This is a genomic window from Streptomyces sp. NPDC056222 (genome assembly GCF_042264065.1).
Classification (GTDB): Bacteria; Actinomycetota; Actinomycetes; order Streptomycetales; family Streptomycetaceae; genus Streptomyces.
Genome location: NZ_JBHJTL010000128.1, coordinates 1 through 10,575, shown reverse-complemented (window position 1 = coordinate 10,575; position 10,575 = coordinate 1). Strand labels below are relative to the sequence as shown.

Here is a 10,575-nt window from a genome sequence, read left to right as displayed (position 1 = left end):
GGGGGCGGGTGCCCAGCCCCGGGCGATTGCCATGTCGGGGGCGGGCGGGTGCCCTGCCCGGGGGGATTGCCCACACGGGGGTGGGTGGGGCCTGGATCGAGGCGATGGCACGCACGGGGCGGGGGCGGGTGCCCAGCCCCGGGCGATTGCCATGTCGGGGGCGGGCGGGTGCCCTGCCCGGGGGGATTGCCCACACGGGGGTGGGTGGGGCCTGGCCCGAGGCGATGGCATGCACGCGGCGCCGTAGCCCGGAGTCCTCGTCAGGGGCGGTGGGCCTCCTCCGGGGACGGGGTCGGCTCCGGTGTGGCCGGTGGCGGCTCCGCGAGGCGACGGCGCCGGCGGTGCTTGAGCAGCGCCCACGGCGCCCGCGCCCCCGTGACCTCCGTGCCCGCCTCCTTCGCCGCCTCCGCCGCCGCCTTCGCCACCGGCAGCATGTTCTCGTGACGGTCCGGCTCCAGGCGGTCCGTTTCCGGCCACACGCCCAGTACCGCGCACACCGTCGGCAACACGGCCATCGCCGCCGTCGCGTACCCCTCCGCCGACGGGTGGTAGTTGTCCGCCCCGAACATCTCCCGCGGATTCGCCGCGAACTCGGGCCCCAGCAGGTCCCCCAGCGACACCGTCCGCCCGCCCTGCTCCACCACCACGATCGTCTGCGCCGCCGCCAGCTGCCGCGACACCCGCCGCGCCAGCCACCGCAGCGGCTGGTACACCGGCTCGATCGTCCCCAGGTCCGGGCAGGTCCCGACGACCACCTCCGCCCCGGCCGTCCGCAGCCGCCGCACCGCCGCGGCGAGAAGCCGCACCGATTCCGTCGCCGACATCCGGTGCGTGACGTCGTTCGCCCCGATCATGATCACGCACACGTCCGGCGGCCCCGCAGGAGCCGCCAGCAGCAGCGACACCTGACGCTCCAGGTCGTCCGAGCGTGCTCCCGGCAGCGCCACGTTCCGCAGGATCACCGGGCGCTCCGCCACCGCCGCGAGCCCGGAGGCCAGGAGCGCCCCCGGCGTCTGACCCACCCGGCGCACCCCCTGGCCCGCCGCAGTCGAATCACCCAGAAGGGCCAGCCGCAGCGGGGGCGAGGCCGGGTCCGTGGTCTCGAAGGAACGGCCGTACAGCCCGTCCGCCCCCGGTGGCAGCGGCGCCACCCCACCCCCGACCGTCCTCTTCGCCAGCTGCACCTCGGCCAGAAGCACACCCACCGCCGCCGCACCGAGCAGCCCGATGCTCCCACCGCCGTACGCCGCGCCCGCCGCGATCCGCCGTGCCACCCTCGCCCTCGACATGGGGGCAGTCACCTCCTTCAAGCCGTTCAGGATCTAACTGCCCCGTAACCCGCTCCGACTACGCATACGCTGGCTGCACCATTACGGAGACCCCGGAGATTACGGTGCAATTCCACGACTCGATGATCAGCCTCGTCGGCAACACCCCGCTGGTGAAGCTCAACAATGTGACAGAGGGCCTGCAGGCCACCGTCCTGGCCAAGGTCGAGTACTTCAACCCGGGCGGCTCGGTCAAGGACCGCATCGCCCTGCGCATGATCGAGGCGGCCGAGGAGAGCGGTGCTCTCAAGCCCGGCGGAACCATCGTCGAGCCCACGTCCGGCAACACCGGCGTCGGGCTCGCCATCGTGGCCCAGCAGAAGGGCTACAAGTGCATCTTCGTCTGCCCCGACAAGGTGTCCACGGACAAGATCAACGTGCTGCGGGCGTACGGCGCCGAGGTCGTGGTCTGCCCCACCGCGGTGGACCCCGAGCACCCCGACTCGTACTACAACGTCTCGGACCGGCTCGTGCGTGAGACCCCCGGCGCCTGGAAGCCCGACCAGTACTCCAACCCGAACAATCCCCGCTCGCACTACGAGACCACCGGTCCCGAGCTGTGGGAGCAGACGGACGGGAAGATCACCCACTTCGTCGCGGGCATCGGTACCGGCGGCACCATCTCCGGCACCGGCAAGTACCTGAAGGAGGTCAGCGGCGGCACGGTCCAGATCGTCGGCGCCGACCCCGAGGGCTCGGTCTACTCCGGCGGCTCCGGCCGTCCGTACCTCGTCGAGGGCGTCGGCGAGGACTTCTGGCCCACCGCCTACGACCGTGACGGCACCGACCGGATCGTCGCCGTCTCCGACAAGGACTCCTTCCAGATGACCCGCCGCCTCGCCAAGGAGGAGGGCCTCCTGGTGGGCGGCTCCTGCGGCATGGCGGTCGTCGCGGCGCTCGAGGTCGCCAAGGACCTCGGCCCGGACGACATCGTGGTCGTGATCCTTCCGGACTCCGGCCGCGGCTACCTCTCCAAGATCTTCAACGACGAGTGGATGGCCGACTACGGCTTCCTGGAGGACACCTCCTCCGCCACCGTCGCCGACGTGCTGCGTCACAAGGAGGGCGGACTGCCCTCCCTCGTCCACATGCACCCGGAGGAGACGGTCGGTCAGGCCATCGAGGTGCTGCGGGAGTACGGCGTCTCCCAGATGCCGATCGTCAAGCCGGGCGCCGGTCACCCGGACGTCATGGCCGCCGAGGTCGTCGGCTCGGTCGTCGAACGCGAGCTCCTCGACGCGCTGTTCACCAAGCGGGCCTCCCTGGAGGACCCGTTGGAGCGTCACATGAGCGCCCCGCTGCCGCAGGTCGGCTCCGGCGAGCCGGTCGCCGACCTGATGTCCGTGCTCGGTGAGGCGGACGCGGCGACCGTACTGGTCGAGGGCAAGCCGACGGGTGTGGTGAGCCGTCAGGACCTGCTCGCCTTCCTGGCGAACGGCGGGGCCAAGGGCGCCGCGAAGTAGCTCGAACCGCGAGTCGAGCGGGCGTTCGCGCAAACGGTACGAGCGCGACACGTACCCGCAGCACCCGCTTAACACGCGTCCGGCACATTGGTCGTTGTCGGCGTCAAGGACTACGGAGCGGCTCCCGGACTCCTGAAGACGCCGCCGGACGCGGAGACCGGCCCTGACCCGGGCCCGTGTCCCCCGCGGGGACCGCCGTCGTCCCGCCCCCCGGCAACGGGGGTGCGGCGGTCCCCGCGCCACATCGTTCCGCTAGAAGTCCTCGGTATCGCCGCGCCTCGGCAGCCGGCCCCGGAACGCGTGGACGAAGTTCACGCCCACGATGCCCAGCCAGGCCACGATCAGACCCTCCAGGTTCGCCTGGCTGACGGCGATCGCGGACAGCGGGATCGCCAGGACCAGCGAGATGATCCCGAACCCGTAGCGCTCACCGAAGCCCTCCGCGCCCGAACCCGGCGGCCGGACCCCGCGGATGGTCGCCACCTGCTGCTCGGCCAGCCGGCGCCGCACCTGGCGGTCGACCGTGGCGTCCAGGCTCTGCTCCACCTTGCCGAGGAAGGACTCGATCAGAGCGGCCTCGTACTCCGTGCCCAGCTCCCGCCGGGCGTGCAGGGTGGCGTCCAGCTCGCTCTTGAGCTCGGTGGTCCTGTCAGGGTCGCGCGTATCCATGCTCGCCACGGTAGAGAGCCCGGACCCTCACGTCAGTAGGGCTATCCCCCGCTTTTTCTTGCCCTGCTGCATATCCTCATGCAGAGTTCGAGGAGGATGAATAGGCAAAAGGGGGACGGCGTGAGTGACAGCCCGGCCGGACGGCTTCAGGCGCTCTTCGAAGGGCACCGGCTGACACCGACACAGCGGCGCATCGCGCACTGCATGGTGCGCCGGGCCGGCGACGTGCCGTTCCTGTCCAGCGTGGAGCTGGCCGAGCTCGCCGGCGTCAGCCAGCCCTCCGTCACCCGCTTCGCCGTCGCCCTGGGCTTCGACGGCTACCCCGCGCTGCGCCGCCATCTGCGCGAGGTCGCTCCGGAGCGGAAGCCCGCGGGCGGGACGAGCGAGCACAACGAGTACCAGCAGGCCGTCCTCGCCGAGATCGAGAACCTCCGCCATCTCGCCGAGCTGCTCGCCGACCCCACGCCCGTCGAGCGCGCCGGGCGGCTGCTCGCCGCCTCCCGGCCGCTGCCCGTCCTCGGTCTGCGCGCCGCCTCCTCCCAGGCCCGCGGCTTCGCGTACTTCGCCGCCAAGGTCCACCCCGACATCCGCCTCCTCGACGAGGGCGGCTCGATGCTCACGGACCGCGTCGACGCGGCCGTACGGGCCGGGGCGACGGCACTGCTCTGCTTCGCGCTGCCGCGCCACCCCAGGGAGGTCGTGGAGGCCCTGGAGTACGCGCGGGCGGCCGGACTGACCGTCGTGACGGTCGCCGAGTCGGCGTTCGCGCCCGTCGCCGCCCACAGCGACCTGCTGATCCCCGCCGCCGTCGGCACCGGGCTCGCCTTCGACACGGCCTGCGCTCCGATGCTGCTCGGCCGGGTGCTTCTGGAGGCGATGGCGGACGAGCTGCCGGACGCCCAGGCGCGGCTCGAGGAGTTCGACGCGAAGGCGGCGGAGCGGGGACTCTTCGTGGAGTAGGGGGCGGCCCGTGGGCCGGTCCCGGCACCGGGGATCAGACCTCCAGCTCGGCCTCGATCCGCTTCAGCTGGTGGCGGGCCATCGCCAGGTTGGAGCGGTCCTTGTCCAGCGCCAGGTACAGGAACAGGCCGGTGGAGTTGCGCCCCTTGAGCAGCCGGAGCAGGTGGTACTGGCCGCCGAGCGTGATCAGGATGTCCTCGATCTCGTCCTTGAGGCCGAGCATCTCCATCGTCCTGACCTTGGCGCGGACCACGTCCGTGTTGCCCGCCGCGGCCACGGTGAGGTCGAACTCCTTGGTACTTCCGATCGTGCCGAGGGCCATGCCACTGGTGTAGTCGACCAGCGCCGCGCCGACGGCGCCCTCGATGGCCATGGTTTCCTTCAGCGAGGTCTCGGTGTTCGCCATGGGTGTCGCACTTCCTTTTCGTATCTGTGGTTGGGATCAGTTGAGGTCTTTGCGTTCCAGGGCCCCGTCGACCAGCTCGCCTATCCGGGCACTCGACCGCCGCGCCTCCAGATGAAGCCGCCCCACGTTGATCCGGGGCTCCGCGAGCAGGGTGAGGACGGCGGAGCCGCCGGCCGCGTACGTGGCGACATAGCCGTTCTCGCCGCGCACGAGCAGCTCGCGGAAGCCGCCCTGGCCCGTGGAGTCGGCCAGTCGCTGCCCGACGCCGAGCGCCGCCGCGGTGAGCGCGGCCACCACCTCGGCCTCGGTGTCGACCGTGTCCTGGGCCAGGACCAGGCCGTCGGCGCTCGCCGCGAGCGCCCCGGTGAGCTGGGGCAGTCGGGCCCGCAGCCGTCTCAGCTCGCCGAGCACCTCGGCCTCTGCCGACATCAGTTGTCTCCTCTCGGCGCGCATGCGCAGGGCACGCCTCATCACAGGCTTGCCTCCAGGGCGTCACGGAGCCGGCGCAGCAGGGCGATGTCCGGATCGACCGCGACCTCGCCGACCCAGGTGGGGACGGCGGGTTGGGCGGCCGGTAAGGGTTCGAGCGGGGTCTCGACGAGGCCGGCGGCCGCGAGGCGGCGGATGTCGAGCAGTGTGTGGAAGGCCGGGCGGCCGAGCAGCCGAGCGATGTCCGCCGGGGTACGGGCTCCGTCGGCGGCGGCCAGCAGGGCCCGCTGACGCAGGCTCACCGCCTGTCCGGGGGCGGCGGCACGGGGCACGACCGGGGCGGTGTCCACGGCCCCGTACGGCCAGACGCTGTCCAGCAGTTCACGGCGGCGTACGGTCTCGCGCTCGACGGCCTCGGTGGAGACCGGCCGCACTTGCCCGAACCAGTGGGCGACTCCGTAGCGGAAGCGGGTGGGGCCGCTGGCGGGTCCGAGCGCGAAGAACGCCGCGTCGAAGACGGCGCCGAGGTGGCATATCTGGAGTTCGCCGTCGTGCAGGCGGCCGCTGTCCACCAGGAACCGGCCGACCTCGCGGCGCGCCCCGGCCCGGTTGACGGCTTCGTCCCAGCCCTCGCGGGGCAGTCGTCCGCCGGCCGTCAGCAGGACGTCGAGGCCGGGCGCGGCGGGGCTCTCGGCGTGCACGACGCGGCCGTCGACGAGATAGAGCGTGCCGTGGTCGCGCAGCAGGGCCCCGGTCGCGCGCTCGGCCGCGAGGCGGGTGAGCATCGGCGAGACGGTCATCCGAGGACCAGCCTTTCGGCGAGGTCGCGCAGCCGGATACGGGCCATGGCGAGGTTCCCGGTGTCACGGTCGATCCACAGGTGCAGGAAGACGCTGCTGTCGAAGGCCGTCTCGACGAAGCGGAGGACGTGGTAGCCGCCGCGGGCTGTGACGATCAGGTCCTCGACGGGCGGCCCTTTGGGTAACGTTTCGTCGTGCAGGGGGCCGTGGGCGAAGGAGTCGTACTCCGCTGCTGCTCGCGCCAGTTCGGCCGCCTCCGCCGCGGTCGTCTCGTGGTCGCCGACCGGCGAGTCGCCCGCCGTGCCGAGGGCGAGTCCGCTGGTCCAGTCGACCAGCCAGGCCCCGCGTGCGCCCGGCAGGCTCATGGCCTCCAGCAGGCACTCGTCGATTCCGGGCACGCGGGTTCCCCTCCCGATGCGGCGTGCGGGTACGGCAGTGACGGAGACGTTACTCAACGTTCCGGTCGGGGGTAGGAGTTCTGGCATTTTCCATCGGAACATGCCGTCGGCTTGGTTGAATTCGCCCTCGGCGGTCGGCTCCCCTGGGCCTGCCCTGCCCAGTCGTCCCCGCGTACGCGGAGGACGACTTTGTCGAGCACTCACGGCCCGATCCCGATGGCGAGCAGCACACCGGCCCGGACGTACGCGTCCGCCGAGCGGTCCGCGAGCGGGCACGCCGGACGAAGGCCGGTGGCGGACGAGCATCAGGTGCGGGCCGGCCTTGGTGGCGGGGCCTGTGTCCGTGGGGGGGGGGGGCAGGCTCAGGGGTCGGCCGGTGTCAGTGGCGGCGCTCCACCGACGCCGCCACGTCGTCCAGGTCCTTCGCGAGCGCCCGGCTCACCGCCTTGGCGCCGAGGCCGCTCAGCAGCTTGGCGAGGAACCCCATGCGGCTGCCCTCGGCCGGGCTCGCCGAGAACGTCATCCGTACCGTCGTCGCACCCGCCCCGTCCGGCCGCAGCGCGATCTCCGAGACGTAGTGCATTCCGTGCGAGTCGGCCACCGTCACATAGCGGTCCGGCGGCTCGGCCTCGGTCACGGTCATCTCCTCCGTGGCCTCCTTGCCCATCATCCGCCGGGTCTCGCGCCAGCGGGTGCCCACGCCGAAGGCGCCCTCCGTCAGCACCTCGACCCGCTCCACACCGCTCAGGACCCGCTCCATGTCCTTCAGGTCCGTCAGCGCCTCCCAGACGGGCCCGGGAGACGCCGCGATCCGGCGTTCGACGACGACGCTCTTGGTAGCCATGGATCCATCGAACCACCGGGGTCGGACAAGCGCCCGCAGTGCTACGCCCGCAGTGCTACGCCCGCAGTGCTACGCCCGCAGTGCTACGGCAGCAGGGCCTCCGTCCGGTCCCCGCCCGCCTCGGCGACGATCTCGTCGAGGGTCTGCGCCCCGCGCACGGTCGCGAACGCCACCCGTCCCTCGTCGCCCACGGTGAAGCCGTGGACAGCGGGCCGGGGCAGGCTGTTGTACGCGTAGTGGTGGGCGAAGTAGTACGCGCCGGTGTCCGGCACCGCGACGATGTCGTCCGGCCGCAGCAGGGGCAGCGGGCGGGCGGTGGCGAGCAGGTCCCCGGCGAAGCAGGCGGGTCCGGCCACGTCCTGGACGGTCTCCTCCTCCTCGCGGGGCCGGCCGTCGGAGTCGTACGCGAGGACGCGCAGGGGCCACGAGACGGGGTCGTAGACGGTACGGGTGGCGAGCTGGACCCCGGCGTGGGTGACCGCGATGGGGCGGCCGCCCGAGGTCTTGGTGTACTCGACACGGGCCAGGACCGTGCCGTGCTTGGCGAGCAGCGAGCGCCCGAACTCGGTGACGAGCCCGTAGCGCCCGTCGAGCAGGCCGGGGGCGGTGGCGGCGAGCAGCTCGGCGTACTCGGCGTAGGTCGGCGTCTCCTCGTCGGAGGCGAAGTTCACCGGCAGTCCGCCGCCGATGTCGACGGTGTCGACCTGCTGCCGTCCGGCCTTGGCGTTGATCTCCTCGGCCAGGTCGTAGGCCGCCGCGACCCCCTCGGCCATCAAGGCGAGCGGAACGCCCTGCGAGCCGGTGTGGGTGTGCACCCGGCGCATCCAGGGCCGGTCGAGGTACGCCTGGACCACGGCCTCGCGGGCGCCGACGTCGCGCAGCGCGACCCCGAACTTGGAGGTGGCGGTCGCGGTCGAGAGCGCGCCGATCAGACCCGCCCCGATCTGCGGATTGATCCGCAGCCCGAGCGGGCTCGAGGTCGGTGCGGAGGCGATGAGCGCGTCGATCCTGGCAAGTTCCTGGAGGTTGTCGGCGTTGACGGCGATCCCGAGCGCCAGGGCGTGACGCAGCTCGGCGGGCGTCTTGGCGGGCGAGTCGAGCACCGTACGGGAGGGCGGGACGCCGGCCGCGCGGGCGAGGGCCAGCTCGCCGGGGCTCGCGACCTCGACCCCGAGACCGCAGTCGTAGAGCAGGCGCAGGACGGGCACGAGCGGGCAGGCCTTCACGGCGAAGGCGTGCAGGACGGGTGCGTCGGTGACGGCGGCGAAGGCGGAGACGAGGGCGGCGGCGGAGGTGCGGATTCCGGCGGTGTCGAGGAGGGCGACGACCGGTTCGGTGGGGGAGAGGAGGCCTTGTTCGACGGCGGCTCGGACGGCCTGATCGCGACGGTGGGAAGCCATGTGTCCATGGGACCACCGGGACGGGTGGCACCGCAGCTGTTGACTACAAGTATTCAGCAGTCCAGGATGTGAATAACTGATTCACATCGGAGGAGGCTTCCCCATGTCAGGACCCCGCCCCGTACGGGCCCCGCGCGGTACGGAACTGAGCGCCCTGGGATGGCAGCAGGAGGCCGCCCTCCGGATGCTGCAGAACAACCTGGACCCCGAGGTCGCCGAGCACCCCGACAAGCTCGTCGTCTACGGCGGCACCGGCAAGGCCGCGCGCGACTGGCGCTCCTTCGACGCGATGGTGCGCACGCTGCGCACCCTCAAGCAGGACGAGACCATGCTCGTCCAGTCCGGCCGCCCGGTCGGCGTCATGCAGACCCACGAGTGGGCCCCGCGTGTCCTCATCGCCAACTCCAACCTGGTCGGCGACTGGGCCAACTGGGAGGAGTTCCGGCGCCTGGAGCAGCTGGGCCTGACCATGTACGGCCAGATGACGGCCGGCTCGTGGATCTACATCGGCACCCAGGGCATCCTCCAGGGCACCTACGAGACCTTCGCCGCCGTCGCGGCGAAGAAGTTCAACGGCACCCTGGCCGGCACGATCACCCTGACCGCCGGCCTCGGCGGCATGGGCGGCGCCCAGCCGCTCGCCGTGACGATGAACGACGGCGTCGCGATCTGCATCGACGTCGACCCGCGCGCCATCGAGCGCCGCATCGAGCACCGCTACCTCGACGTGAAGGCGGACAACCTCGCCCACGCCCTGGCGCTCGCGACCGAGGCCCGTGACGCCCGCCGGCCGCTCTCCATCGGCCTGCTCGGCAACGCGGCGGAGCTGCTGCCGCAGATGCTCGCCGAAGGCGCCCCGATCGACATCGTGACCGACCAGACCTCGGCCCACGACCCGCTGTCCTACCTGCCGGTCGGCGTGGCCTTCGAGGACATGGCCGACGCCGCCGCCAAGGACCCGGCCGGGTTCACGACCCGCGCCCGCGAGTCGATGGCGAAGCACGTCGAGGCCATGGTCGGCTTCATGGACGCCGGCGCCGAGGTCTTCGACTACGGCAACTCCATCCGCGGCGAGGCCCAGCTGGCCGGCTACGACCGCGCGTTCGCCTTCCCCGGCTTCGTACCGGCGTACATCCGCCCGCTGTTCTGCGAGGGCAAGGGCCCGTTCCGCTGGGCCGCCCTCTCCGGCGAGGCCTCGGACATCCACAAGACGGACAAGGCGATCCTGGAGCTCTTCCCGGAGAACGAGTCCCTCCACCGCTGGATCAAGATGGCCGGCGAGCGCGTCCACTTCCAGGGCCTGCCCGCCCGCATCTGCTGGCTCGGCCAGGGCGAGCGCGACAAGGCGGGCGACATGTTCAACGACATGGTCGGCAACGGCACCCTCGCCGCACCCCTCGCGATCGGCCGCGACCACCTCGACTGCGGCTCGGTGGCCTCCCCGTACCGCGAGACCGAGGCGATGCTCGACGGCTCCGACGCGATCGCCGACTGGCCCCTCCTGAACGCCATGGTCAACGTCGCCTCCGGCGCGTCCTGGGTCTCCATCCACCACGGCGGCGGCGTCGGCATGGGCCGCTCCATCCACGCGGGCCAGGTCTCGGTCGCGGACGGCACGGCCCTCGCGGGCGAGAAGATCCGCCGCGTCCTGACGAACGACCCGGGCATGGGCGTCATCCGCCACGTCGACGCGGGCTACGACATCGCGGAGCGGGTCGCCGACGAGAAGGGCGTACGCGTCCCGATGCGCGAGGGTGACTCCGCGTGAGTGAGAGTTTCCACGCCATGTGGCGGTCGCTGGGGCCCCAAGGCCCCCGCGCCGCGGGAGGCGGCGACCCCCGCGACGCCAGGGCCGCCGCCGACGCCGGAGGCCGGCGC

General features: G+C 72.2%; 11 protein-coding genes. 3 read left to right on the top strand and 8 right to left on the bottom strand.

Going from position 1 to position 10,575, the window contains the following annotated elements; all coding sequences use genetic code 11:
* Positions 1 to 260: 260 nt before the first annotated feature.
* The gene (locus tag ACFC0D_RS35325) at positions 261 to 1,289 is read right to left on the bottom strand and encodes an SGNH/GDSL hydrolase family protein (RefSeq protein ID WP_376445260.1); all 1,029 of its coding nucleotides are present in this window, start codon (positions 1,287 to 1,289) and stop codon (positions 261 to 263) included.
* 104 nt (positions 1,290 to 1,393) lie between these two features.
* On the opposite strand from ACFC0D_RS35325, the gene ACFC0D_RS35320 reads away from it, so the two are divergent.
* The gene (locus ACFC0D_RS35320) at positions 1,394 to 2,791 is read left to right on the top strand and encodes a cystathionine beta-synthase (protein ID WP_376445257.1); all 1,398 of its coding nucleotides are present in this window, start codon (positions 1,394 to 1,396) and stop codon (positions 2,789 to 2,791) included.
* A 252-nt stretch (positions 2,792 to 3,043) separates the two neighbouring features.
* Here the strand turns inward: ACFC0D_RS35320 and ACFC0D_RS35315 are convergent, their stop codons facing one another.
* On the bottom strand, positions 3,044 to 3,460 hold the full coding sequence (locus ACFC0D_RS35315) for a hypothetical protein (RefSeq protein WP_376445255.1): 417 nt from the start codon (positions 3,458 to 3,460) through the stop codon (positions 3,044 to 3,046).
* A gap of 96 nt (positions 3,461 to 3,556) precedes the next feature.
* Between ACFC0D_RS35315 and ACFC0D_RS35310 the strand changes: the two genes are divergently transcribed.
* Positions 3,557 to 4,420 (top strand): MurR/RpiR family transcriptional regulator, encoded by an 864-nt coding sequence (locus ACFC0D_RS35310; RefSeq protein WP_376445252.1) that lies wholly within the window; start codon positions 3,557 to 3,559, stop codon positions 4,418 to 4,420.
* 34 nt (positions 4,421 to 4,454) lie between these two features.
* Here ACFC0D_RS35310 and ACFC0D_RS35305 read toward each other — a convergent pair whose 3' ends face one another.
* The 6 genes from ACFC0D_RS35305 to ACFC0D_RS35280 all read right to left on the bottom strand — a co-directional run bounded on the left by ACFC0D_RS35305 (position 4,455) and on the right by ACFC0D_RS35280 (position 8,697).
* Entirely contained in the window at positions 4,455 to 4,826 is a 372-nt protein-coding gene (locus tag ACFC0D_RS35305) for a hypothetical protein (RefSeq protein WP_376445249.1), read from the bottom strand.
* A 36-nt stretch (positions 4,827 to 4,862) separates the two neighbouring features.
* Positions 4,863 to 5,255, bottom strand: coding sequence for a roadblock/LC7 domain-containing protein (locus ACFC0D_RS35300; RefSeq protein ID WP_376445246.1), 393 nt, complete (start codon positions 5,253 to 5,255; stop codon positions 4,863 to 4,865).
* 41 nt (positions 5,256 to 5,296) lie between these two features.
* Entirely contained in the window at positions 5,297 to 6,055 is a 759-nt protein-coding gene (locus ACFC0D_RS35295; protein ID WP_376445243.1) for a transcriptional regulator, read from the bottom strand.
* On the bottom strand, positions 6,052 to 6,453 hold the full coding sequence (locus tag ACFC0D_RS35290; protein WP_376445241.1) for a hypothetical protein: 402 nt from the start codon (positions 6,451 to 6,453) through the stop codon (positions 6,052 to 6,054). The genes ACFC0D_RS35295 and ACFC0D_RS35290 overlap by 4 nt, the downstream gene beginning before the upstream one ends.
* A gap of 379 nt (positions 6,454 to 6,832) precedes the next feature.
* Positions 6,833 to 7,297 (bottom strand): SRPBCC family protein, encoded by a 465-nt coding sequence (locus tag ACFC0D_RS35285; protein WP_376445238.1) that lies wholly within the window; start codon positions 7,295 to 7,297, stop codon positions 6,833 to 6,835.
* Between the two features lie 83 nt (positions 7,298 to 7,380).
* Entirely contained in the window at positions 7,381 to 8,697 is a 1,317-nt protein-coding gene (locus tag ACFC0D_RS35280) for a diaminopimelate decarboxylase (protein WP_376445235.1), read from the bottom strand.
* 103 nt (positions 8,698 to 8,800) lie between these two features.
* Here ACFC0D_RS35280 and hutU point away from each other — a divergent pair, with 103 nt between their 5' ends.
* Positions 8,801 to 10,465 carry a urocanate hydratase gene (gene hutU / locus ACFC0D_RS35275; RefSeq protein ID WP_376445232.1) on the top strand — a complete coding sequence of 555 codons (1,665 nt, stop codon included), beginning with the start codon at positions 8,801 to 8,803 and terminating at the stop codon, positions 10,463 to 10,465.
* Positions 10,466 to 10,575 lie beyond the last annotated feature (110 nt).

What these genes read in the sequence shown, in the direction of transcription:
- hutU (WP_376445232.1), top strand. Translation starts at nt 8,801, where the DNA reads ATGTCAGGACCCCGCCCCGTACGGGCCCCGCGCGGTACGGAACTGAGC.
- ACFC0D_RS35325 (WP_376445260.1), bottom strand. Translation starts at nt 1,289, where the DNA reads ATGTCGAGGGCGAGGGTGGCACGGCGGATCGCGGCGGGCGCGGCGTAC.
- ACFC0D_RS35295 (WP_376445243.1), bottom strand. Translation starts at nt 6,055, where the DNA reads ATGACCGTCTCGCCGATGCTCACCCGCCTCGCGGCCGAGCGCGCGACC.
- ACFC0D_RS35310 (WP_376445252.1), top strand. Translation starts at nt 3,557, where the DNA reads ATGAATAGGCAAAAGGGGGACGGCGTGAGTGACAGCCCGGCCGGACGG.
- ACFC0D_RS35300 (WP_376445246.1), bottom strand. Translation starts at nt 5,255, where the DNA reads ATGTCGGCAGAGGCCGAGGTGCTCGGCGAGCTGAGACGGCTGCGGGCC.
- ACFC0D_RS35280 (WP_376445235.1), bottom strand. Translation starts at nt 8,697, where the DNA reads ATGGCTTCCCACCGTCGCGATCAGGCCGTCCGAGCCGCCGTCGAACAA.
- ACFC0D_RS35315 (WP_376445255.1), bottom strand. Translation starts at nt 3,460, where the DNA reads ATGGATACGCGCGACCCTGACAGGACCACCGAGCTCAAGAGCGAGCTG.
- ACFC0D_RS35305 (WP_376445249.1), bottom strand. Translation starts at nt 4,826, where the DNA reads ATGGCGAACACCGAGACCTCGCTGAAGGAAACCATGGCCATCGAGGGC.
- ACFC0D_RS35285 (WP_376445238.1), bottom strand. Translation starts at nt 7,297, where the DNA reads ATGGCTACCAAGAGCGTCGTCGTCGAACGCCGGATCGCGGCGTCTCCC.